Raw genomic sequence first — 24,289 nt, forward strand, 5'->3', positions numbered from 1 at the left:
ATATGCATAATGATGAAACAAAAAGAACAGCAATTGCTGTTCTTTTATATTGTATTTTTCCTGATCCGTTGAATTTGTTTATTGGTTATCCAAATGCTCTTTTCAGCAAACTCTCTACTTTTGGCTCGCTGCCTCTGAAGCTTTTATAAAGTTCCATTGGATCTTTTGTTCCACCTGAAGAAAGCAATATTTTATACTTGGCTGCAATCTCAGGGTTGAAGATTCCGTTTTCTTTGAAATACTGAAAAGCATCTGCATCCAGAACTTCCGCCCATTTGTAAGAATAATATCCGGCAGAATACCCGCCCTGGAAAATATGGGAGAAACTTGGGCTCATTGCCGTTTCAGAATTGGAAGGATAAAGCGTTGTTGCTTTGGTATATTTATCTTCAAAATCCTTTACACTTTCATTTTCTAATTCTTCAACTTTAGTATGATAGTTCATATCAAGAAGTCCAAAACCTAGCTGTCTTAAAGTCTGGTAACCCTCCATGAAATTTTTAGACTGTTCTATCTTTTCAATTTTCTCGTCAGGAAGTACTTCCCCTGTTTTATAATGTTTGGCGAATGTTTTTAAGAACTCAGGTTCATAACAGAAGTTCTCCAGAAACTGAGAGGGAAGTTCCACAAAATCCCATTTTACAGAAGTTCCTGACAGCGTAGGATATTGGGTATCTGCCATCATTCCGTGAAGGGCGTGCCCGAATTCATGGAATAAAGTAGTCACTTCCTGGAATGTTAGTAAACTAGGAGTATCTTTTGTCGGTTTACTGAAGTTACAAACGATTGAAATATGCGGACGGGAATTTTCACCATTTTGTTTATACTGATTTTTATAGCTGGTCATCCATGCACCGGCTCTTTTACCTTTTCTTGGGAAATAATCAACATATAACAGAGACTTGTAAATTCCGTTCTCTTTTACTTCATATACTTTTACATCTTCGTGGTATTTCGGAATATCATTTCTTTCCTCAAAATTCAGTCCGAAAAGTTTTCCTGCCAATCCGAATACCGCTTCCTGCACCTGATCTAACGGGAAGTAAGGTTTTAATTCCTCATCATTAAGATCAAATTTCTGTTTACGAAGTTTTTCAGCATAGAATGCGTGGTCGTAACCCTGCATTTCTTCAATTCCGTCAGCTTTGGCTAAAGATTTTAATTCTTCAATTTCTTTATCAGCATATGGTTTTGCTTTAGTTAAAAGCTCATTTAAGAAATCAAAAACTTTTACTGGAGACTTCGCCATTCTTTCTTCCAGAACGAAATCTGCATAGTTTTTATATCCGATAAGTTCAGCTTTCTGCTGTTTCAAATTAAGAAGTTCTTTAATCAGATTCTGATTGTCAAATTCTCCGCCATCAAAGGATTTTTTACCGTTTGCCAGCGCCAGTTCCTTTCTCAGTTCGCGGTTTTCAGCATACGTCATGAACGGAATATAGCTTGGGTATTGTAAAGTCACTACCCAGCCTTCAAGGTTTCTTTCCTTAGCCTCTTCAGCATACTGATCGATAATAGCCTCAGGAATTCCTGCAAGATCTTCCTTATTCGTTATATGTTTAAAATAAGCATTAGTAGAAGCCAAAACATTCTGTCCGAACTGTAAAGACTTCAAAGAAAGATCCATGCTGATTTTCTTTAATTTTTCTTTGTCTTCCTCATTCAATAGAGCTCCGCTTCTTACAAAACCTTTGTAGGTCTCATTTAAAAGCATTCCCTGTTCTTCGTTGAGATTATATTTGTCCTTTTCATCATATACTTTCTTGATTTTGTTGAAAAGGGCTTCGTTTTGAGATATTTTTGAAGAATATTCCGTTAAGATCGGAGAAACCTCCTGGGCAATCTGCTGGATCTCATCGCTGGTCTCAGCAGAATTTAAGTTGAAAAAAATATTTGAAACCACATCCAGCTGTTCCCCTGAATATGCCAATGCTTCAATAACATTTTCAAAAGTGGGTGCTTCCGTATTGTTGACAATAGCATCAATTTCTGCCTCTGATTTTTGAATCAGTTCTTTAAATGCCGGCAGATAATCTTCATTTTTAATGTCATTGAATGGCGCTGAATGATATGGAGTAGTAAATTTTTCTGTTAAAATATTCATTTTTCGATTTTTTATAAAAGGTAAATGTAATGATTCATTGGGAATCACAGCTGAAACGCTCAAAAATAATGCCTTACTCACAAGTTATGACAAAAATACTTATCTTTAAATAATCTTGTCATATGGAAAGTGGGAGTGATGTGGGAATATTTAATTTTGAAAACAGATTTAAAATAAATAACCTTAAAATATATAGACTATGAAAACACTCTTAAAAATCATTGGTGCCATCATTGTGCTGGCTATCATCTATGCTGTAATTGCAATGCTGGCTTTCAGTAAAGATTATCATTATGAAAAATCTGTTGTCATCAATGCACCACAGGAAAAAGTATGGCCTTATGTAGGTACTTTAAAAGGCTACAATCAATGGGATCCTTTTTCCAAGGCTGATAAAAATATTGTGATTACGTATTCAGGGAACGGTGATAAAGTAGGAGATTCCTATCACTGGAAAGGAGATAAAAATGTAGGAGAAGGAGAGCAGGCAATTAGTGAGCTGGTTCCTAATCAAAAAATGGCTACAAAACTTCACTTTATAAAACCTTTTGAGGGAGATATGAAGGCTAATTTTGTTATGGTTCCTGAAGGAAGCGGAACCAAAGTGACCTGGATGATTGATAATGAATTGACTCCTATGATGAAAATTATGAAACCACTGATGAACGGGAACATGGATAAAATGTTTAGCCAGGGTCTGGGTGATCTGAAGAAACTTGCTGAAAAATAAAATGAAAGCCTTGTAAATTTTACAAGGCTTTTTTATTACAATTCTTTCTTATTGATTTCGTTTATCAAGTTATTTTAGATTAGCCAAAGAAATATTATTCAAAAATATTATCTTTATATAAAGAATCGATTGTATGGAGAAGATTGTATTTGAAAAAAGTGATATCAGAGACTTTGTGAAAACTACTATCGCAGAGAAAATTGAGAAGCTTAAAAACTTTATTGAATTTACCCTGGAGGCCAGCCGTGACATCAAAAAAACTCCGAAATATGACAGTATGAGAGAAGAGATGCAGGAGGAGATTTATCAGATGCAGCGACAGCTGGGGGCTTTGAATGATCTTAAAAGAAATATGGCAAAAGTCCTGAATACCGCTACAGAAAGAGTACAGCTTGGCTCACTGGTCATCACCAATAAGGCCCGGTTTTATATATCAGTGTCATTAGGGGAATTCTTTTTTGAAGGAGACCGGTTCTATGCAATCTCTCCCGAAAGTCCCATGGCCAAAAAAATGATGGGTATGAAATCCGGCGATGAGTTTACTTTAAACAAAATCCATCAGAAGGTTATAGAGGTTTTGTAAAAGTAAAATTGATAAGGTTCCGGTACCTATCAGCCAATCAAACATTAAACTTCCTTCATCCGGCTTCCTGCTTCCATCTTTTTCGTAATTTTGTTACATGAATAAAGCATCCATTTTAAAAGAAATCATAGAGCAAAGGAGAAGTATTTTCCCAAAAGATTATGCGGATACAGAAATATCTCAGGAAGTTTTGGAGGAAATTTTAAATGCTGCTACACTTGCTCCCAATCATAAACGTACAAAACCCTGGCGTTTCAAAATATTCAAAGGTGAAGAGAAAGCACAGCTGGCCTCAGAAATGCAGGCTATCTATAAAGCAATTACACCTGAGCAGCTTTTCCTGGAAAAAAAATACAATGATATCGGTTTTAAAATCAATAAAGCCAATGTTGTAGTTTCTATCGTAGTCAACTTCAGCGGAATGGTTCCTGAATGGGAAGAAATAGCTGCTGTTTCAATGGCGGTTCAGAACATGTATCTTACCTGTACAGCGAATAATATCGGGTGCTATTGGAGTTCTCCCAAAATTGTAGATGAGTTGAAAGATTCTCTGACTATTGAAGAAAACCAAAAATGTCTGGGATTGTTTTACATGGGTAATTTGGAATAAATAGCCCTGATCGAGCGGTTTGTTTAAGCTCTTTTTCTTTGTAAAAAGAAAAAAGCGAGTAGCGAGAGCAGGTTCCCGGCTTCTGGAAAAATGAATTTTATAAAACTTTTTACCTGAAGCTTTTTACTTCAAACTTTTTTACTATCTTTGCACTCTTAAATATTTAACTGGGACGAGTTCCCGTAAAATTCAAACATTATGTCAGTAAAAATCAGATTACAAAGACACGGTAAAAAAGGAAAACCTTTTTTCCACATCGTGGTTGCAGATTCTAGAGCTAGAAGAGATGGTAGATTCATCGAAAAACTAGGAACTTACAACCCAATTACTAATCCAGCAACTATCGAATTGAACGTTGATTCCGCTGTACAGTGGTTAAACAACGGTGCTCAGCCTACTGATACTGCTAGAGCTATTTTATCTTACAAAGGTGCCCTTTACAAAAAACACTTACAAGGTGGTGTAGCTAAAGGTGCTTTTGACGAAGCTGAAGCTGAAAAAAGATTCAATGCTTGGGTAGAAGCTAAAGACTCTAAAGTACAAGGTAAAGTAGAAGGTTTAGCAACTGCTAAAGCTGATGCTAAGAAAGCTGCTTTAGAAGCTGAAGTAAAAGTAAACGAAGCTAGAGTTGCTGCTGCTGCACAAGCTGAGGCTGATGCTAAAGCTGCTGAAGAAGCTGCTAACGCACCTGCTGAAGAAGTTGTTGCTGAAGCTACAGAAGGAGAAGCTCCTGCTGCTGAAACTGAAGAAAACACTGAAGCTTAAGAACAAACCCTGTTATGCGTAAAGAAGATTGCTATTTTTTAGGAAAAATCACACGCAGACATGGACTTGCGGGTAACGTAATCCTTAAATTGGATACCGATCAACCCGAGCTTTACAATAAATTGGAATCAATATTCGTTGAAATCAACGGATTATTGGTTCCATTTTTTATTGAAAGATCATCATGGAGCAAACTTGATGCTCTGAATCTTGCATTCAAAAACTCTTCTGAGGCTATGGTAGACCAGGTGTTGGGTAAAAATGTTTACCTTCCGCTTGCTTCACTGCCTAAACTTTCGGGAAAACAATTCTACTATCACGAGATCATCGGGTTTGAAATCTTTGATCAAAATGATAACAACTGTGGAGTGATCAGATCTGTAAATGATCAGACGGCACAGGTGTATTTCATTACCAATCTGGATGGAAAAGAAGTGGTTATTCCTATGATCAAAGACTGGATTCTTGAAGTTGACCGAGAAGAAAGAATAATCAAAATGGAACTTCCTGAAGGTCTTATTGATGTATTTCTGGTTCCATCCAAGAAAGACGAATAGTTTTGCAATAAGCAATAAGCTATTCTTCCTCAATTTTCTTCATTACTATTACTTCATTACTTATTATTCATTACTCATTTTTAAGGCGGGTAAAAGATATTCCTGTACCATTTTTTCAACTTGTGAATGGGCATAAGGTTTATTGTAAGCTTGTGCGGTAATTACCATTACAACTGGTATTTTGGTGAAGATGATGATTTTGTTTCCACCATTTCCGCTGGATTGGTAAGCCTCATAACTGCTGTTTCCCACTGTATAAACTTTTCTCCAGAATAAATATCCATACCCTTCAAAATCGTGACGATCCGGAAAATAATTGGTAAAAGATTTCTCAACCCATTCTTTGCTCAGAATAGTTTTTCCTTCCCAAATTCCATTATTGCTGTACAGCTGCCCGAATTTTGCAAAATCAAGAGCTTTCATACGAAGTCCTCCCGCCAGAGAAGGTTTTTGCTGCGGAGTAAACTGCCATTTATAATTTGTGATTCCAAGGGGTTGAAATAACTTTTTATCTGCATAGTTTTTTAAGCCTTGCGGAACTGTTTTATCCAAAATATCTCCTGTTACCACAACTCCGGCAGTGAAATAATTCCAGTTTTTTCCTGGCGTATCCTCTGTCATTGGCAGATCTAATGTGAAATTCACCCAATTTTCGGTAGGATACATATTTTCTTCATTTCCGGCAGATTCCGGATTTTCGTCGTTCCCTTCAAATCCGGAACTCATTGTCAATAAGTTTTTTATAGTAACATTTTCTTTTTGAGAAGAATAATTTTTAAATTGTTTCAGATCATAAAATTCTTTCAGGTATTGATTTTCGTTTTTTAAATATCCTTCTTTGACAGCAATTCCCGTCAACGCTGAAGAAAATGATTTCCCTACAGAACGGGTGTCCTGCAAAGAATCTCTTCCGGATCCGTTGAAATATTCTTCCAGAAGCAGTTTTCCGTCTTTTAGAATGACAATTCCGGTTATATTTTTAAACCTGTTTTCTGCAATTTTCTTATTCAGATTTCTGATAGCTTGTGTATTGATTTTTTCCTGAGAAACCTTCCATCCACTGTTGGATTGAATGGGCTGAATGGCAATCTGCTGCTCCGGGATATTTTGGGAAGGAATACTGAGGTTGATCTGACCTTCTGCGATAATTGGCCCTGACTTGATTGTAGAAGTATTAAGATACGGGCGTATTTCAATTTTTAAGGTATGATTTCCTTCCGCCAGAGCATCAATTCCGTTATGAGACATATAAAAGCGCATCCATAAATACCTTCCCCATGAATCTTCGTTTTTACTACTGAGAAGAGGAATTCGCAATGTAGTCTTGACTTTTTTATGATCTGCCGTACCTGCACCTGTATTGAGATTTTCTTTATAGATCAGTTTTCCGTCTACATAAAATGAGAATTGATAGTTTCCGTTTTTCAACAGTTCATCAACCGTCCAATTGGGTTCAAGCTGATGCAGATAGTTGACAAGAGAATTATTAAAAAAAGCGTGGATACCAAGATCTCCGTTTTCCTGGAATAAAGAAGAACTGAGAAAATCCGAATCTTTCAGGTTTTCAAGAGAAATAGTTTTATTAACGAAAACAATTTTACCGAGATGATTTTTTTGAATCGGATTTTCAATTTTTTCAGGATTGACTATGTTTTTATTTTGTCCCTGATAAAGATAAAATGTGAAAATAAAGATCAATAATAGAACTGGTTTCATTGCTAGAAGTATTTAAGCAAAAGTAGCAAACTTCTTCATGGTAAAATAGAATGAAATTAACATTGCGATTTTATTATTCACCATATATTCTAATTGAACAGCTTTCTGAATTCTCCGGGAGACTGATTCGTCTTTTGTTTAAAGAGTTTACTGAAAGACTGCGGGTGTTCAAATCCCAATTCATAAGCAATTTCACTTACAGATAAACTTGTGGTACTCAAACGTTCTTTAGCAGAATCAATCAATTTATTCTGGATATGCTGCTGCGTATTTTGTTGAGTGTGTAATCGGAGTAAGGTTCCGAGATAATTAGGTGAAATATTCATTTGCTCGGCTATCGTTTTTACCGAAGGAATTCCACTTTCAAGAAGATTTCCGCTTTCAAAATATTGGGATAGGAGATCTTCAAACTTGTATAATAATTCGTGGCTTGATTTTTTTCTGGTGAAAAACTGACGCTCATAAAAACGGTCAGAGTAAACCAATAATAATTCAATCTGGGCAATGATGAGCTCCTGTGTGAACCTATCAGTGTTTGCCTGATATTCCCGTTCAATATTTTTAAAAATATCAACAAGGATTTTCTCTTCCTTGTCAGAAAGAAAAAGGGCTTCCTTCACCTTGTAGCTGAAGAAATCATAAGACTTTATTTTTCTGGTTAATGAAGTATTCCACAGAAAATCGGGATGAATCAGCAATAAAAATCCGGTAGGCTCTACTTCAACATCCTGTCTTATTTCCAGACTTAAAAATTGTTGCGGAGAAACAAAGCACAATACACCGGAGTCAAAATCATATTGCTGCTGACCGTAATTGAATTTTGGAGTGACATTTTTTTTCAAACCAATAGAATAAAAATTCTGGATCCACTTCAGTTCTTCATTTTCTACAACATAACGAACCTTGCTGTAATCTATCAAACTGATCAGTGGATGCTCAGGATTCGGAAGACTACAGAAAGCATGAAAATCTGAAATCGAATTAAAACGAACAGGGTGTTTCATAATAGCGAAGTTAAGTGTTTTTGTAAAAATTATAATACATGATATCATAAAACCTTGGACTCCGGTCAGGTTGACTTCTAAAGTTTTATATTTAATTCATCCGATTAAATTGAAATATTAAGTATTAGGAATGTCATCCTGGGCGGAGCCGAAGGATAGTATCAAATTAAATCGCAGTAGAAACAGTAAGACTTTCCCATTTCTCAGCATCTTTCTTTAAGATATCAATCTTATTATTCAGAAACTCCATCGTTCCTACTCCCAATAATAAATGTACCGGCGGATTTTTCTCTTTACTGATCTGAATCAGTACATCAGCTGCCTTCTCAGGATCATTAGGCTGATTTCCGTTGATCTCATTAAGATGAGCCTGTTCAGAATTTCTTGCCGCCTCATAAGCCTGAATAGGATTGGAAGGTGTTTTCACAGAATCTTTGTTCAGGAAATCTGTACGGAAATATCCGGGATACACAACGGTAGCATGAATTCCGAAATCTTTTACTTCTTCAGCCAAAGCTTCGGTAAATCCGGCAACAGCAAATTTTGTTGAACAGTAAATTCCCCAACCCGGAAAATTAGCGGAATATCCACCAACGGAAGAAATATTAAAGATGTTTCCAGACCTTTGCTCACGAAGATAAGGCATGGCATTTCTGATCACATTTAAGGTTCCGAAAACATTTACTGCATAATTTTCTCTCGCCTCTTCATCTGTAAGTTCTTCCAGTGTTCCGATTTGTCCATAACCTGCATTATTGACCACTACATCAATTTTTCCGAAATGTTCAACCGTTTGGGCAATGGCAGATTTAATATCGTTATTGTCTGTAATGTTTACGCTGAGCGGAAGGAAGTTTTCAGAAGTTTCTCCGAGGGTTGAGATCAGGGATTCAACGGTACGGCTTGTTGCAGCAACCTGAAATCCTTCGGATAATAATTTTTTTACCAACTCGAATCCTAAGCCTTTTGAAGCTCCTGTCACGAACCATACTTTTTTTGTTTCCATTTTTAAATATTTTTTTGTTTAAATGATGGTACAAAGATGGAAACTTACGAAAAGGGAAATGTATCCAAATCGGGGAATGATGTATCCAAATCGTGAATGATGATTTATTTCCTTTACATTCAGAGATTTTTTAATAATTTTTCAGAAGGTTCCTGTATTTCAAAGGTGTAATTCCTATATTTTCTTTAAAACATCGGGTAAAATGACTCTGATCTGAAAAGCCGCATTCTATAGCAATATCCGTCAAAGAATGGGGTAAAGTCAGCAATTCAAGTGATTTATTAAGTTTTAATTTTCTGAGATATTCACCCAGATTGCAGTGGAAATATTTATGAAAATCCCTGCTGAGATGAATAGGGTGAATGTTCAATGTTTTAGAAAGTTCCGTAAGATTCAGGCTTTCTGTAAAGCTTTCATGTAAAATTTCATTGATCTGGCCTACCCAGACTGGTTTTCTATCAGTGGTTTCCTTCTGATGGGTCAATTGACTGAAAAGGTGCAGTAATAACTGATTGACGGCCAGTTCAAAGGATAAATCATTGATTTTCGTTTCTTTGAACATTTGATAAACCAATAGTTTTAAAGCCGGATCTTTTATATTAAAGCTGCCTTCCACTTTATTTTTCTGAATGTCAAAACGATCAAACCAGCTTTGCGTGAGCTCGATATGAAAACCTCTTGTAAAAACATCCGGTTTAATATTGTAATGCGGATCTTCCCAATGATGGTATAATAATGTTCCTGCAGAACAGCCATAGGTCTCTTTTCTGTTTCCTTCTGTCATATTGCCCTGAAGCAAAAAAGTGAAATAAGCATTTTCATGATAATGCCAGTCTACGTAAGGATGTGTATACTCCGTATCAGTGATAATCAATCCTTCTACATTGACCATTTGATTGGTTTCCCCAAAATATTCGCCTTTACGAAGAGTATTCATGATAAATTTTGTTTTAATCGGTCAATCTGTTCATACATTTTATTAAAGAACATTTTCCTTTCCCGGTTTCCGGATTCGTTGAGTGATCGGGAGTTTTTGATCTGATGTTCAAAATAGCTTAGAGAATCTTCACAGGTGATTTTATCATTGGTCATCATATATCCAAACATGCTGAAAGGAACGAAAAAGGAACATTGCTGCTCATTTTTGAATAAAATACTGTTGTTTAAAATTACTAAATCATTGACATAGATCTGATAATTAGTTTTTTCCAGTGTTTTAATTTCCAGGCATTCCAGTAATTTCTTCAGGTCATCAAGAATAAGATCCACATCATTTTTCTTCAATAGTCCCATTTCATAGTAGAAAGAAATTTGTCTCAAAGCACTCATAATGGTGGTGTCATTCCAGATTTCGGTGACGTTTTGTTTATCATAAAGATCTTTCAGCATGTCATTTTTTACTGAATGATATTCCATACTAAACTCATGAAACGGACTTAAGAATTTATCCTGATTCAGTAAATTCATCCAGACATAAAACTTGAAGCGGGATAACATTGAATCTGAAATGGTATAGAAAAACGGGATGTCTTTTGCAGAATAAAATACTTTGGAATTGTTGATATTCTGAAAAACGTTTAAAATTTTCAATGAGTTCTCGAAATAATTTAAAAGATCTTCAGTTGTTCTTACCGGCTGTGTTCTTTTGACAACCAATTGGTTTTCTGTTCCCAGAAACTGATCCAATGAGATCTGATAGTACCTGGCAAGCTCCAGCGCTTCCTCAAAGCTGAACTTAGCTTTCAAAGAAGTTCTTCTGTGGGCCGCATCATAACTGATGTTAAGAATGTTGGCAATCTCATCATTTAAAGATTTTTCCCCGATTTTTCTTCGGATTTCCTTCAATAGAGCTTCCTGGTGCATAGTTTTGTGATTTTCACAAATGTAGTATTTTTTTTAATTTTTTTTCACATTCGAAACTGCGCTTTCTGCTGATAATTTTGAAATGTAATTTTAAAATAATGCGTTATGAAAACACGAATTTTATTTGCAGCAGTTCTTTTATTCAATAGTCTGGCTTATGCATCAGACAGTTTAAAAGCAGATTCTTTGAAACCGAGATTTATCGCAGCTTCTCCTTCAAAGAATGTTAGAAATGTCAACGGGATTTTATTTAAATATTATGATGAGGAAGATCATTTTAAGCCTAAAAAAGTAAACGGATTGGGAATGGGATTCAACTTCCTGGGTATTTTTCTTCCTCCGTTGATGCTTTTCAACTTACAATTACCAGGCAATGATGATTATGTAATGGTTCCCCGTGAAAAGATGAATACAATCAATGGACTTCAATTGTCTCTGATCAATATGGAGCCTACCGTTACCAATGGTCTGGAGGTTAATGTTTCGAGTAATATCAACACATATGCGGTGACTAACGGAGTGTCTGTTTCTCCATTTTTTAATCTCCATCATGAGATGAAAGGTGTTTCTGCAGCACCGTTGGCCAATATTGGACATAAATGTCGTGGGCTGCAGATTGGTTTGTACAACAAATGTGAAGATTTCAGAGGAATCCAGATCGGTGGATGGAATGAAAACGGAAAAAGAAAACTTCCGCTCATCAACTGGAATTTTAAAAAACAGAAAACAAATTAGACATGAAAAATTATAAACTCATATTATTTTTATTCCTGTTTTCAGCACGTATTTTTTCACAAAATGCCACTCATGATACAGTGAATACCTCTACAGAAGAACCTTTTGATTATAAAAAATATTATGATTGTGATTTTGGAGAAGGAAATGTTTGATTGTGATCAAAAAAGGAAAAGAATTTACAGATTTAAAAGATTTAAGAAAATCAGGGAAAGGTTTTGCTATTAAAATGGAAGCTATCTACAGTATGGAATTCACGGACGGAAAAAGATATGAATCAAACGTGGTGAAAAATATTACACAGGATAGTCTTTCGATCACGAATTTTTTCAATGAGAATGCAGCTAAGTTGGCAGGACAGCCTTTTAAACTTATTCATTATCCTCTTTCAGCTTTGAAGTATGTGCGTTTTATTGATGACAGGATGCTGTCTCTGTACAGCAAAAAGAACATTCAGAAAAATTTTGACCTGATTGTGAAAAAAATGGATCATGCTAAAATGTGTCCTGCTGTTATCAATTTTAAAGATAGAAGTGGAGAAACAAAGGTTTGCCATTTTTATCTGACATCCCAGGGATATGATCTTCTTTACGAAAGTGATGGAAGAGTATATTATCTTGAGGGTAGAGTAGAATGGAAATAATTTTTTGAAGAGAGTGCAGCCATCAGTCTGTACTCTCTTTTTAGAGACTTATCACTATTAAATTTAATGAAAATATTGATTAATACATGAAAAAAGCAAAAGCAGTGATGCATCTACTGAAGAAAAATAATATTTTTGTAATATAGCTCGGATGAATGATGAAAATAAAATATTTATTGCTGTTTTTGATTATAGGGAATGTGCTTTTTAAGGCACAGATCAATAATGTAGAAAAAAATATTCTGGAAAGACTGACTTATAAGGAATTGGAACATGAATTCTATAAGGCCCTTCCCGGAGATACAAACAGCACAAAAAGTATTGCCAGTTCTTATCTTAAAAAGGCAAAATTTGAAAAAAATACAACTCAGATTGCTGAAGGGTATGTTTTGCTTCATTATGACGAAGATTTACCCAATGCATTAAAATACCTTGACAGCTTACAACACATCACCAAAAATTCAAAAGGAAATGCCTATCCGGCAAGAATCTACCTGTTAAAAGGAAACCTGTATTTCAAGACTGATAATCTCCAGGCTGCATTAAATAATTATATCCTGGGATTGAAATATGCAAAAGAAAAAGGAAATAAAAGGCAGATTGCCATGGCCCATACCAGTATTGCCTATCTCAACAATTATATAGGGAAACATGCGGAGACCGCAAAAGTACTGAGACACTATGCATATCATGCCGATTATTTGACTATAGATGAAAGAAATTCTCTCAAATTGAATCTCGCAGATGCTTATATAGAGATCAATAAAATGGATTCTGCTTATATATTGATACAGGAAGGTTTACAGGGGGGCAAAAAAAATAATGATGTTTACCGTTATTATCAGAATCTTGGGTTGCTGGGATATTATCATCTTCATTCAAAAAATTATCAGAAAGCGATTGACGGCTTATCGGAATGTGAAAAATATTTCTTTACCAGGAATAATGGCTCTAAGAGAGATCATAATTATACCCTTTTGTATTTAGGGAAATCTTATGCCGGGCTTCAGAAAAAAGAAAAAGCAGCAGACTTTTTCAGGAAGATCGATTCTATGGTTCTTAAAACAAATTATATTTATCCCGAGCTGAGGGACGTATACACTTACCTGATTGATTATTATAAAGAAAATAATGATAAAGAAAAGCAGCTGTATTATGTAGACCGTTTTCTAAAAGTTGATCAGGTCCTGGATACACAGTTCAGGTATATTTCCAGAGAGCTTCCGAGAAGATATGATACGCCGGAACTACAGCAGGAGAAGGAAGATATTACTAATGAGCTTACAAAAAGAAAGAGTTTGTTTTATATTGTACTGAGTCTTTTATTGATATCGCACCTCCTGTTTATCAATGTTTATTTTAAATATAAAAAATCTGAAAAGAACTATAAAAAGATTGCCCAGGATCTGATTCAATCCGTAAATGAAAATAGAGTAGGGAAAAATAAAGAACCGGAAATCGAACAAGAAATTCATCCGGTAGAAATTACGGAAAATTCTGAAGACAAAACATCCAGAACTGTTTCTGAAGATATTGCTCAGACCATTTTAAAGGAACTTGAAATATTTGAAAACAAAGATCAGTTTTTGAATAAAGGGATTACCTTGGGAAGTCTTGCTAAAAAAATAAAAACAAACTCTAAATATCTGTCAGAAATTATCAATACTTACAAAGGGAAAAACTTCGCAACCTATCTCAACGATCTCCGTATTGACTATGCCATCAGCAGACTGGCCACTGACAGAAAATTCAGGTCCTACAAAATTCCTTTTATCGCAGAAGAATTAGGATATAATAACGAACAGGCTTTCACTTTAGCCTTCAAAAAAAGAACCGGAACTCCTCTTTCTATCTATCTGAAAGAAATTGAAAACATGTCTTCGGATTAGATTTAATTTACTGGTATTCATTTGGTTAATGTTTATAGATTCATGATTTTATGTATATAAATTTATGAATCTATAAACCATTCCCTTGTGTCATTCTTCCACTTCCTGCATCTTTGCTTCAGGTAAAAACACAACCATTTATTTTGTATGTGCACAATACAAGATATCAGTTCTAAGCTGTTGAATATTTAAATATCAAGTCAGGAACTGTATCAAAAAAATTAATAATGAAGAGGATAAAAACAGAATAATAACCAGAAAACTAAAATGCAACTAATGATGTAATTGTTCAGAATTTTAGAGATGTAAAGTGTAGTAATCATTTAAAATCATTAAACAGTAAATCCGGTGAATCCGCCACAGTTTAAAAGTATAGTTATAGTCTAAAAATGGATGTATGACCCGGTAATTTACCACGAACGTATCACTTAAAAACTAATAACCATTTCAATAAACTAATTCCATGAAAACTCAGAATAAAATAATATTTTATTCTTTTTAAAAGTGATAGTGTAAGTGTGTTCATTCCGGGTGTATCCGGATTTTATTGAAGTTCAGGATGATATTGAGTGGAAATGTACCTGAAAATGAAGAAGAGTCTGCAGAAGAAAAAAGGTGAATTTCCTGAACTGAAAGTTTAAATACCTGTTAAATGATTTTTAAAGACAGCGCAATCATCAAGTTGCGCTGTTTTTTTGTAACTTTGCAGACATTAATTTTTATATAAAAAATTTATCATCAACAAATGAAAAAGCAAACGATCAAAGAAATCCTAAAGGATTACAAGAAAGTATTACATCATGACATTACAGTTTACGGATGGGTAAGAGCATTCCGTTCTAATCGCTTTATTGCGCTTAATGATGGTTCTACGATTAATAATTTGCAGATAGTTGTTGATTTCGAAAATTTTGATGAAGAGATCATCAAGAAAATTAATACGGCTTCTTCTCTGAAAGTAGTAGGTGAGGTGGTAGAAAGCCAGGGAGCTGGACAGACTGTGGAAATTATCGCTAAAAAAATCATTGTTTTAGGAGATAACTTTACGGAAGAACTTCAGAATACAATTCTTCAGCCCAAAAAACACAGTCTTGAGAAACTTCGTGAGCAGGCACACTTAAGATTCAGAACAAACCTTTTCGGAGCGGTGTTCAGAGTGCGTCATGCGGTAAGTTTTGCGGTTCACTCGTTCTTCAACCAAAATCAGTTCTTCTACATCAACACACCGGTTATTACCGGAGCAGATGCAGAAGGAGCAGGTGAAATGTTTGGAGTGACGAACTTTGACCTGAACAACATGCCGAGAACTGAAGAAGGAGATATTGATTTTGCACAGGATTTCTTCGGTAAAAAAACCAACCTTACCGTTTCAGGACAGCTTGAAGGAGAAACTGCAGCTATGGGATTGGGAAGAATTTATACTTTCGGACCTACTTTCCGTGCTGAAAATTCTAACACTACAAGACACCTTGCTGAGTTCTGGATGATTGAGCCGGAAGTAGCTTTCAACAACCTTGAAGACAATATCGACCTTGCGGAAGATTTCTTAAAATATGTGATTCAGTATGTATTGGATAACTGCAAAGATGATCTAGAGTTCTTAGACAACCGTTTTGCAGAAGAGCAGAAAACAAAACCGGAAAAAGAAAGAGCAAAAGAAGGTCTTATCGAAAAACTTCAGAATGTAGTGGCTAAGCGTTTCAAGCGTGTAAGCTATACAGAAGCAATCGAAATCCTATTGAACTCTAAAGAAAACAAAAAAGGAAAATTTGCTTACCCGGTTGAAAAATGGGGAACAGACCTTCAGTCTGAGCATGAAAGATATCTTGTTGAAAAACATTTTGAAAGCCCGGTAGTATTATTTGACTACCCGAAAGAAATCAAAGCTTTCTATATGAAACTGAACGATGACAACAAAACTGTTGCAGCGATGGATGTTCTTTTCCCTGGTATCGGTGAGATCATCGGTGGATCTGAAAGAGAAGCAAGATTAGATGTTTTAAAACAGAAAATGGCAGATATGCATGTAGATGAACATGAACTTTGGTGGTATCTTGATACCAGAAAATTCGGTTCTGTGCCGCATGCAGGCTTTGGTTTAGGACTGGAAAGATTAGTTCTTTTCGTAACAGGAATGACGAACATCAGAGACGTAATTCCTTTCCCAAGAACGCCGAAAAGCGCTGAATTCTAGAACAATAAAAAAAAGCCTTAATCACAAGTTAAGGCTTTTTTTATTTTTCAATAGTTTATTAAGATGGGATGTATACTGCAAAAATCATGCTAAATACGTTTTTTATCAAATAAATTTATTAAATTCGTAGAATATGTTATGTTAAAACGCAAATAAGAATATGCTTAAACAACACTTACAACTCAAATTAGGACAAAAGCTGGCCCCTCAGCAAATCCAGTTGATGAAGCTTATTCAACTTCATACTCTGGAATTTGAAGAGGAGTTGGAGAGAGAGTTAGAAGAAAACCCGGCTTTGGAAATTGCGAAAGAAGATTCTAAGGAGGATGAATATTCTTCCCTGGAAGATGCTTATAAGGATGAGGGTACAGAAAGCATTGAAACAGATTTCGACGTCAATGAATATATCTATGACGATGAACCAAGCTATAAAACCGCATCCAGCAACTATTCTCCGGATGACGAAGAATTTGACAATGAAAGTCTTCTTACGGAAGGACAGTCCTTATACGACTATCTTACAGAACAGATTCATCTGGTGAATATCAGTGATGAAGATCTTAAGATTGCAGAATACCTTATCGGGAACTTAGATACAGACGGATATCTTAGAAGAGAAATCAAGTCTATTGTTGATGATCTGGCTTTCTCACAAGGAATTTATACAACTAAAGAAAAAGTTGAGGATATCCTGGAGAACTATGTTCAGAAGCTGGACCCTTCCGGAGTAGGAGCAAGAGGCCTGCAGGAATGTTTATTGCTGCAAATTGAAAAGAAAGTAAGCTCAGATAAAGCAGTTTCTTTAGCTGCCAATATTTTGAGACATCAGTTTGAAGCCTTAACGAATAAGCACTACAACAAGATCATTCAGAAATATGATATTGAAGAAGAAGATCTTAAAGATGCACTGGAAGAAATCTCAAAATTATCCCCGAAAGTAGGTGGGAATTTCGACACACAGACCATTACAATCAATCAGGAAATTATTCCGGATTTTGTGATTCAGGTAAAAGACGGATTAGTAATTCCTATGCTTAACAGCAAAAATGCACCTACGTTAAGAGTTTCTGAAGAATATAAAGATATTCTTACTACTTATTCCCATGATAAAAATTCATCGGAGCATAAGCAGGCTGCATTATTTATCAAACAGAAACTGGATGCAGCAAAATGGTATATAGATGCAATTAATCAGCGTCAGAATACCTTATTACAGACGATTACGGCGATTGTGAAATTCCAGAAGGATTATTTCATTACCGGAGACGAAAAGTCTCTGAAACCAATGATCTTAAAGGATGTTGCAGATATTACAGGATTTGATATTTCTACCATTTCAAGGGTCGTAAAAAGTAAATATGCAGATACTCCTAACGGTATTGTATATCTTAAAGACCTGTTTTCAGACAGCTTAACGAATGATGACGGAGAAGAGGTTTCTACCAAGGAGATCAAAACCCATCTTCAGGAAGTAATCAATAAAGAAAATAAAAGAAAGCCACTTACAGATGATGCATTAGTGGTAATCCTAAAAGAACAGGGTTATAATATTGCCAGAAGAACGATTGCAAAATATCGTGAACAGCTCAATATTCCTGTAGCAAGATTAAGAAAAGAACTTTAAAATATAAAAAAGCATTTCAATTTGGAATGCTTTTTTTATTATTTTATCGCCGGAAGAAATATAAGTATGGTAGCTCCCAATTTTAATTCAGGAATTAATCTTTAAAACTTCCTAATTCAAGCTCTTTCATAGAGATCTCCCGCATTTCTACTTTTCTGATTTTTCCGGAAATGGTCATGGGGAATTCATCTACAAACTTCCAGTATTTAGGAACTTTATAGTGGGCAATTCTTCCTTTGCAGTATTCCTGAAGTTCCTCTGCTGTGATAGTGAATCCTTTCCTTACTTTTACCCAAGCCATCACTTCTTCTCCGAATTTTTCACTCGGAACTCCAATGATCTGAACATCAAGAATGTTGGTGTAAGTATATAAAAAATCTTCAATTTCCTTAGGTGAAATATTTTCTCCGCCACGGATGATGAGGTCTTTTATTCTTCCTGAAATGGTAATATATCCGTCTTTATCCATTACTGCCATATCTCCGGTATGCATCCAGCGGGCATCATCCAGTACTTTTTTAGTATTTTCAGGATCATTCCAGTATTTCAGCATAACAGAATAGCCTCTTGTGCACAGTTCGCCATGTTCGCCACGTTTCAGGGTTCTGCCATTTTCATCCACAATTTTTATTTCAAGATGATCCTGAACAGTTCCCACAGTACTGACCTGCTTCTCCAGCGGCGTTCCTATTAAAGTCTGGGTAGATACGGGTGAAGTTTCCGTCATTCCGTAGCAGATACTCATTTCTTTAATATTCATCAGATTTTCTACCTTTTTCATAATTTCCGGAGGACATACTGATCCTGCCATGACACCCGTTCTTAAGCTTGAAAAATCATACTTATCAAAATCTTTTACTGCCAGTTCCGCAATAAACATAGTAGGAACACCATACAAAGAAGTACATTTTTCATCAGAAACGGCTTTTAAAGTAATTTCCGGATCAAAGCTGTCGTTGGGAATTACCATACAGGCCCCGTGGGCTGTGCAGCATATGTTTCCGATCACCATTCCAAAACAATGATAAAAAGGGACAGGAATACAGACACGGTCTTTTTCAGTATATTTTAACCGTATTCCGATAAAATATCCGTTGTTCAGGATATTATGATGAGAAAGCGTAACGCCTTTCGGGAAACCTGTAGTTCCGGAAGTATATTGAATATTAACAGGATCATCAAACTGTACATGTTCTTCAAAGCTGTGGAGAACTTCATCTGAAATATCCTGACCGTTATTGACAAATGCTTCCCAGTTTTCATCAAAGAATATTTCATGCTCAAGGGTTGGACATACTTCTTTGGCATATTCAACCATTTCTTTATAGTTGCTGCTTTTAAAACTTAAAGAAGAGAAAATGAAACGGACTTCAGATTGATTAAGAACATAGGTGAGTTCATGAGTCCTGTAGGCCGGATTGATATTGACTAAAATAGTTCCTATTCTCGCAGTGGCATACTGCAAAAGAACCCATTCATAACGGTTGGAGGACCAGATTCCGATTCTGTCACCGGATTTTGCTCCCAAAAGCAGTAAAGCTTTTGCAACAGCAGTTGTCTGATTGTAAAATTCCTGATATGTAGCTCTGTAATTCTGATGAACACAGACTAAGGCTTCCTGATGGGGATATTTTTCGACAGTACTTTTAAGATTGGCTCCGATGGTCTGTCCTAATAATGGAACCTCAGAAGTTCCATACACATAAGATAAGGGCATAGTTTAAGATTTGGTGGGCTAAAATTAATAATTATATCCCGAAATATGCCTATGTATATTAACTTTCCTGAGAATCTATTTCTTTAAGCTGCTTTAAATTTTTATCAAGCTTTTTAATAATTGTACCATATACCAGTCTGTAATAAAGCCAGATCATGGATATACCTAATAACGTACTGACAATAATTCCTACGATAATAATAGTAAGATTCGAGCCGCTAGGCTGTATATTCTGAGAGTTTAAAGTGTAAAATATGAAAGCGGTTAATACAAACGTAAATATCAACAATAATACAATACTGATCAGAATAAAAGCATTTACTGTTGTTTTGAATTTAATAATTCTGGTGATAAGACCCTTTAGATTTTCCTCAATCTTGATTCTTCTGTAATTCTGGTAAAATTTCAATACAAAATAGGCTGTAATCAATAGACTTAAGACCTTTATAGCTAAATAAGCATGACCGAAGTTGTTTTCTACTTCAGGAGCTTCCTGGGCGCCTAATCTTTCCAGCATTTTACGGAAACTGTCTGATTCTTCTTCAGGGAAAAGATAAAACAGACCTAACACGGAAAAGAACAAAAATTCTACAACGCTGATCCAGAAAATATATTTGATGTAATTACGTGACTTTCTATTCAACATCTGGAGAATCTCCTTGTCGTCATATTTAGGCTGTACAGGTTGTTCCTGCCATGTTTTTTTTAAACTATCTAGATCAAATTCAGGCATATTTTTCCATCTGTTCTTTAAGGGTTTTCTTTAATCTGTTCATTTTCACACGTGCATTGACTTCAGTGATACCGAGGTTTTCTGCAATATCCTTGTAAGGCAGATCGTCAAGATACATCATGACAATGGCTCTTTCTACATTAGGAAGAGTCTTGATTACAGTATACAAAAGTGATACCTGCTGTTGTTTTTCATCGTCATCTTCCACAAAATCCTTGTGGTTGATGTCCAGTTCATTTGTAGGAAGACTTTTGCTTTTTTTTCTAAAGAGGGTAATGGCTGTATTGAGCGCTACGCGATACATCCATGTGGAAATCTTAGAATTTCCTTTAAAGGAATCATAACTTCTCCACAGCTGTAAAACAATTTCCTGGAAAAGATCCTCTTCATCTTCCAGAGAATTGGTATACAGGCGCGATACTTTGATAATCAGACCCTGATTATCCTTGATAAGCTTCGCAAATTCTTTTTCTCTGGAATCCATAGATGTATAATGGCACGAAGATAATAATAAAGTGGTAATTGGTGAAAATTATAATGTAAAATCGTAAAAATGCAAAAAAGAGAATTAATAATTTAGATTTCCCTCTCTGTTCTGGCTTTCTCCGCTTTCTTTGCGAAATTTATGTATCTTTGCATCCGCGAGAAAATCGGCTTGTTGATTTCCCGTTTTAAGGGAGGTAGGAAAGTCCGGACACCATAGAGCAGCAAAGCGGATAACATCCGTCACCCGTGAGGGTAGGACAAGTGCAACAGAAAGCAAGTACAGTTCGGCTGTAGTGAAACCAGGTAAACTCTTTGCGGTGCAATGGTAAGTATATCGGTTCTTTTCAGTAATGGAAATAGGGGCGGCTCGTCCTGAAAACCGAGGGGTAATCAGCTCAAGTGCTGCAGCAATGTATCACGTAGATAAATAACAGGCACTTCTTCGGAAGTACAAAATCCGGCTTATAGATTTTCTCGTTTTTTTAATATAATCTTCCTCAAATTTTACTCTTACAATCAAATCTGTTTTCATAATTAATTGTGAAAGAGGTATAAGTCTAATATAAGACTTGTGTAAAACCAAATAAGACGAATAGAGGATTTTTATATTTTTCTGTTATCACACATTTGTATAAACAAATAAAAATGAAAACAGAAATCACATTACATTCAGTTCCTGAGGAAAAACCCGGTTATATTCTTATTCTACTCTATATTGCCTTTGTATATGGACTATTTTGGGCAATTGACCAATGTCTGACTTATTTTTTTAGTGATATTACCCATGTTGTCCTGATAAAGATTCTTAATAAAATAATATGGATCGGATTGATGTTTTTAAATTATCTGATCGTAAAACATTTCCTTTATCTGATAAGAAAACAAACAAAACGTCCGGTTATTTATCCTGCTTTAAACATCTCAAAAGAAGGAATAACTTATTACCCGGAAAATAGGAAAGCCGAATGGGGAACTATTTCAGAAATACAGATTATAGATTCTATATTGTCTGTAACCGTAGATTTTGATTCTAAAAAAGATTTTAAACTTAATCTTTTTAATACAGATCTTCAGAAGCAAATGAAGCAGGAAGATTTTGAAAAACTATTGGAATATCATTATAAAAAAGAAATTTATACTTATATTACTCCTGTGTCCTGCGGTTGTGGTTGTTGATTTTAATATAGAAACTTACAAAATGAAAACAGAAATCACTTTATATAAATCCAGACAAAGAAAACCCGGATATGTGACGATTATTTTCTTTATGTTTACATCACTTGCCTTATTAGCTGCTCTTTGTGCACTAATCTATCTTTTGCTGACAAATAGTGATTCCTTTAAGTTTTTAATCTCAATTATTGTACTTGTATTGATATCAGCTCTCTTTTATGGTTCAGTAAAAATCTTAATCAGATGCATTACAGAGCAGAGAACTCCGGAAGAAGAAGCTGTAGAAATACTATCCATCACCCAAACAGGAATTTTTAACCATAAAGCAAAACAGCAATTGATATGGGATGAAATTTCTGAAATTCAGATTGTTGATGCTGTTATTTCGGTGACAGTAGATTTGTATCCCGAAAAAGATTTTCAATTACATTTAGGAGATACAGATGTTTATACGGATATGACCAGGGATGATTTTGCAAAATTACTTCAAGGTCATTACAAAAAAGAAATTTATACCTATAATAGTCCTTTATCCTGTGGATGCGGAGGTTGATAGAGTTTATATTAATTACCAGAATTACCAATTAAAATGTGACATTATGAAACCCGAATTTACTTCCGTTTTATTGGATAACAAACAGTTAGATTATGACCGGAATCCTTTGTGGGAGAGGATTTCAGCGTATCAGATTGATCAGGCTGATGTCATCATTCCATTTTCCAGAAAACTGGCTCAGACTGAAGGGTGGACGAGGAGATTCTGCCTGCTTGCTATTGAAGAATATAAAAAGTTTGTTTATTTGTGCTGTATCTCAAAAAACGGAGCTTCCCCGTCGATCGTAGTTGATAAAGTATGGCATATGCATTTGCTTTATACCACCGAATACTGGAAAGAATTCTGCCCTAACATCCTTGAAAGAGAGCTGCATCATTTCCCAAATGTAGGTGGAATTAATGATTATCATAAGCATCAGGACTGGTATCTGGAAACATTAAAGCTTTACATCAATATCTTCAGGCAGAATCCACCCGAAGTTTTCTGGCGGATTCCAAGGGAAATCATACCATTCCTGCTACCGGAAAATGGGAATAAGATAAAAGTTACCGGACAATTTACATGGAAAAAAACCTTTGAAAAATTACATTCAAAGGTCTTTAATTATATTCATAACAGATCAGATTTGAAATAAACCCATAACTGATTATTCTGACATTAATTGCTTTTTAGCCTTTTGAAGATCTTCCGTGTCTTTATCAGAAAGTGTAGGATATTTGAGATTCATTTTTTCAAGGGTATCGATAATGATCTGGATAGCAGCCACTCTTGCAAACCATTTGTTGTCGGCAGGAAGTACATACCATGGAGCATGATCTTTTGATGTTTCATTGATGGCTGTTTCATAAGCTTCCATATACTGGTCGAATAATGCTCTTTCCGGAAGATCTCCTGCAGAGAATTTCCAGTTTTTTTCCTGCTCATCAATTCTGTCCAGAAGCCTTTTTTTCTGCTCATCCTTAGAAACATGTAAAAAGATCTTTACAACCGTTGTTCCGTTCTGTGAAAGATGTTTTTCAAAATTTCTGATACTTTCATATCTGTTTTCCCAGAATTTATTGTCGAAATCTTTTACCGAAGACCATGTTTTTTCACTTAAATTATATTCTGGATGTACTTTGCAAACCAGAACACTTTCATAATGAGAGCGGTTGAAAATTCCTATCATCCCTTTCTGTGGTAATGCAAGATAATGCCTCCATAAAAAGTCATGAGAATATTCTTTAGAACTTGGTGTTTTAAAACTGGTCACATTACAGCCCTGCGGATTTACCCCTCCGAAAACATGTTCTATCATACTGTCTTTTCCTGCTGCATCCATAGCCTGTAATATAACCAGGAGAGATTGGCTTCCGTCAGCATATAATTTTTCCTGCAGCTCACGAAGCTTTTCTTTCTCCTGAATCAGCATTTGCTCTCCGTCTTCTTTGGTGAGCTTTCCTTCATAAGATGTTGAAGTTTTTTTTATTGAAAATTTTCCACTTACCTTAAAGTCATCTGAGAAATTGGTGTCCATATATTTTTAAGATTAAAAGATTAAAAGATTAAAAGATTAAAAGATTAAAAGATTAAAAGATTAAAAGATTAAAAGATTAAAAGAT

Annotated in this window: 24 protein-coding genes and 1 other RNA gene; 15 read left to right on the top strand and 10 right to left on the bottom strand. The window is 35.3% G+C overall.

Translation table 11 applies throughout. From position 1 onward, the window contains the following. Positions 1-85: 85 nt before the first annotated feature. The gene (locus ACLMCG_RS15650) at positions 86-2,104 is read right to left on the bottom strand and encodes a M3 family metallopeptidase (protein WP_413959975.1); all 2,019 of its coding nucleotides are present in this window, start codon (positions 2,102-2,104) and stop codon (positions 86-88) included. Positions 2,105-2,303: 199 nt separating this feature from the next. On the opposite strand from ACLMCG_RS15650, the gene ACLMCG_RS15655 reads away from it, so the two are divergent. The 5 genes from ACLMCG_RS15655 to rimM all read left to right on the top strand — a co-directional run bounded on the left by ACLMCG_RS15655 (position 2,304) and on the right by rimM (position 5,349). Continuing rightward, entirely contained in the window at positions 2,304-2,834 is a 531-nt protein-coding gene (locus ACLMCG_RS15655) for an SRPBCC family protein (protein WP_413959974.1), read from the top strand. A gap of 133 nt (positions 2,835-2,967) precedes the next feature. Then, positions 2,968-3,417: a hypothetical protein gene (locus ACLMCG_RS15660; RefSeq protein ID WP_047420780.1), complete on the top strand. Its 450-nt coding sequence runs from the start codon at positions 2,968-2,970 to the stop codon at positions 3,415-3,417. A 97-nt stretch (positions 3,418-3,514) separates the two neighbouring features. Then, on the top strand, positions 3,515-4,027 hold the full coding sequence (locus tag ACLMCG_RS15665; RefSeq protein WP_223600013.1) for a nitroreductase: 513 nt from the start codon (positions 3,515-3,517) through the stop codon (positions 4,025-4,027). A 198-nt stretch (positions 4,028-4,225) separates the two neighbouring features. Continuing rightward, the gene (locus ACLMCG_RS15670) at positions 4,226-4,792 is read left to right on the top strand and encodes a 30S ribosomal protein S16 (protein ID WP_034698991.1); all 567 of its coding nucleotides are present in this window, start codon (positions 4,226-4,228) and stop codon (positions 4,790-4,792) included. Between the two features lie 14 nt (positions 4,793-4,806). After that, the gene (gene rimM, locus ACLMCG_RS15675) at positions 4,807-5,349 is read left to right on the top strand and encodes a ribosome maturation factor RimM (protein WP_223600014.1); all 543 of its coding nucleotides are present in this window, start codon (positions 4,807-4,809) and stop codon (positions 5,347-5,349) included. Positions 5,350-5,412: 63 nt separating this feature from the next. Here the strand turns inward: rimM and ACLMCG_RS15680 are convergent, their stop codons facing one another. The 5 genes from ACLMCG_RS15680 to ACLMCG_RS15700 all read right to left on the bottom strand — a co-directional run bounded on the left by ACLMCG_RS15680 (position 5,413) and on the right by ACLMCG_RS15700 (position 10,938). Next, positions 5,413-7,065 carry a serine hydrolase domain-containing protein gene (locus tag ACLMCG_RS15680; RefSeq protein WP_413959973.1) on the bottom strand — a complete coding sequence of 551 codons (1,653 nt, stop codon included), beginning with the start codon at positions 7,063-7,065 and terminating at the stop codon, positions 5,413-5,415. A gap of 89 nt (positions 7,066-7,154) precedes the next feature. Next, the gene (locus ACLMCG_RS15685; RefSeq protein ID WP_413959972.1) at positions 7,155-8,069 is read right to left on the bottom strand and encodes a helix-turn-helix domain-containing protein; all 915 of its coding nucleotides are present in this window, start codon (positions 8,067-8,069) and stop codon (positions 7,155-7,157) included. Between the two features lie 166 nt (positions 8,070-8,235). Beyond that, the gene (locus ACLMCG_RS15690; RefSeq protein WP_413959971.1) at positions 8,236-9,075 is read right to left on the bottom strand and encodes an SDR family NAD(P)-dependent oxidoreductase; all 840 of its coding nucleotides are present in this window, start codon (positions 9,073-9,075) and stop codon (positions 8,236-8,238) included. A 130-nt stretch (positions 9,076-9,205) separates the two neighbouring features. Then, positions 9,206-10,012: a helix-turn-helix transcriptional regulator gene (locus ACLMCG_RS15695; protein ID WP_413959970.1), complete on the bottom strand. Its 807-nt coding sequence runs from the start codon at positions 10,010-10,012 to the stop codon at positions 9,206-9,208. Continuing rightward, the gene (locus ACLMCG_RS15700; protein WP_413959969.1) at positions 10,009-10,938 is read right to left on the bottom strand and encodes an XRE family transcriptional regulator; all 930 of its coding nucleotides are present in this window, start codon (positions 10,936-10,938) and stop codon (positions 10,009-10,011) included. The genes ACLMCG_RS15695 and ACLMCG_RS15700 overlap by 4 nt, the downstream gene beginning before the upstream one ends. A 105-nt stretch (positions 10,939-11,043) precedes the next feature. Between ACLMCG_RS15700 and ACLMCG_RS15705 the strand changes: the two genes are divergently transcribed. From ACLMCG_RS15705 to rpoN, 6 genes are all read left to right on the top strand, one after another. Further along, the gene (locus ACLMCG_RS15705; protein ID WP_223600020.1) at positions 11,044-11,673 is read left to right on the top strand and encodes an LA_2272 family surface repeat-containing protein; all 630 of its coding nucleotides are present in this window, start codon (positions 11,044-11,046) and stop codon (positions 11,671-11,673) included. Positions 11,674-11,675: 2 nt separating this feature from the next. Beyond that, positions 11,676-11,828, top strand: coding sequence for a hypothetical protein (locus tag ACLMCG_RS15710; RefSeq protein ID WP_413959968.1), 153 nt, complete (start codon positions 11,676-11,678; stop codon positions 11,826-11,828). Positions 11,829-11,830: 2 nt separating this feature from the next. Then, on the top strand, positions 11,831-12,316 hold the full coding sequence (locus ACLMCG_RS15715) for a hypothetical protein (RefSeq protein WP_413959967.1): 486 nt from the start codon (positions 11,831-11,833) through the stop codon (positions 12,314-12,316). Positions 12,317-12,471: 155 nt separating this feature from the next. Continuing rightward, the gene (locus ACLMCG_RS15720) at positions 12,472-14,205 is read left to right on the top strand and encodes a helix-turn-helix domain-containing protein (protein WP_413959966.1); all 1,734 of its coding nucleotides are present in this window, start codon (positions 12,472-12,474) and stop codon (positions 14,203-14,205) included. 745 nt (positions 14,206-14,950) lie between these two features. After that, positions 14,951-16,399 carry an asparagine--tRNA ligase gene (gene asnS, locus ACLMCG_RS15725; RefSeq protein WP_223600023.1) on the top strand — a complete coding sequence of 483 codons (1,449 nt, stop codon included), beginning with the start codon at positions 14,951-14,953 and terminating at the stop codon, positions 16,397-16,399. Between the two features lie 160 nt (positions 16,400-16,559). Beyond that, positions 16,560-18,023, top strand: coding sequence for an RNA polymerase factor sigma-54 (gene rpoN / locus ACLMCG_RS15730; protein WP_184556878.1), 1,464 nt, complete (start codon positions 16,560-16,562; stop codon positions 18,021-18,023). 94 nt (positions 18,024-18,117) lie between these two features. On the opposite strand, the gene ACLMCG_RS15735 is transcribed toward rpoN, so the two are convergent. The 3 genes from ACLMCG_RS15735 to ACLMCG_RS15745 are packed head-to-tail and all read right to left on the bottom strand — an operon-like array spanning position 18,118 to position 20,957. Then, entirely contained in the window at positions 18,118-19,740 is a 1,623-nt protein-coding gene (locus ACLMCG_RS15735; RefSeq protein WP_413959965.1) for an AMP-binding protein, read from the bottom strand. Positions 19,741-19,798: 58 nt separating this feature from the next. Beyond that, positions 19,799-20,473, bottom strand: coding sequence for a hypothetical protein (locus ACLMCG_RS15740; RefSeq protein WP_047420793.1), 675 nt, complete (start codon positions 20,471-20,473; stop codon positions 19,799-19,801). Beyond that, a complete protein-coding gene (locus ACLMCG_RS15745; RefSeq protein ID WP_047386784.1) occupies positions 20,466-20,957 on the bottom strand; it encodes an RNA polymerase sigma factor in 492 nt (163 codons plus the stop codon). The genes ACLMCG_RS15740 and ACLMCG_RS15745 overlap by 8 nt, the downstream gene beginning before the upstream one ends. 158 nt (positions 20,958-21,115) lie before the next feature. On the opposite strand from ACLMCG_RS15745, the gene rnpB reads away from it, so the two are divergent. From rnpB to ACLMCG_RS15765, 4 genes are all read left to right on the top strand, one after another. After that, an RNA gene (gene rnpB, locus ACLMCG_RS15750) (RNase P RNA component class A) lies at positions 21,116-21,440 on the top strand. Between the two features lie 164 nt (positions 21,441-21,604). After that, positions 21,605-22,135, top strand: a complete 531-nt coding sequence (locus ACLMCG_RS15755; protein ID WP_223600026.1) for a hypothetical protein — start codon at positions 21,605-21,607, stop codon at positions 22,133-22,135. A 22-nt stretch (positions 22,136-22,157) separates the two neighbouring features. Continuing rightward, positions 22,158-22,685, top strand: a complete 528-nt coding sequence (locus tag ACLMCG_RS15760) for a hypothetical protein (RefSeq protein WP_413959964.1) — start codon at positions 22,158-22,160, stop codon at positions 22,683-22,685. A gap of 46 nt (positions 22,686-22,731) precedes the next feature. Beyond that, positions 22,732-23,322, top strand: coding sequence for a glycine-rich domain-containing protein (locus tag ACLMCG_RS15765; RefSeq protein ID WP_413959963.1), 591 nt, complete (start codon positions 22,732-22,734; stop codon positions 23,320-23,322). 12 nt (positions 23,323-23,334) lie between these two features. On the opposite strand, the gene ACLMCG_RS15770 is transcribed toward ACLMCG_RS15765, so the two are convergent. Continuing rightward, entirely contained in the window at positions 23,335-24,204 is an 870-nt protein-coding gene (locus ACLMCG_RS15770; RefSeq protein ID WP_413959962.1) for a polyphosphate kinase 2 family protein, read from the bottom strand. Positions 24,205-24,289 lie beyond the last annotated feature (85 nt).

The sequence above is a fragment of the Chryseobacterium sp. S90 genome (assembly GCF_047444895.1).
Classification (GTDB): domain Bacteria; phylum Bacteroidota; class Bacteroidia; order Flavobacteriales; family Weeksellaceae; genus Chryseobacterium.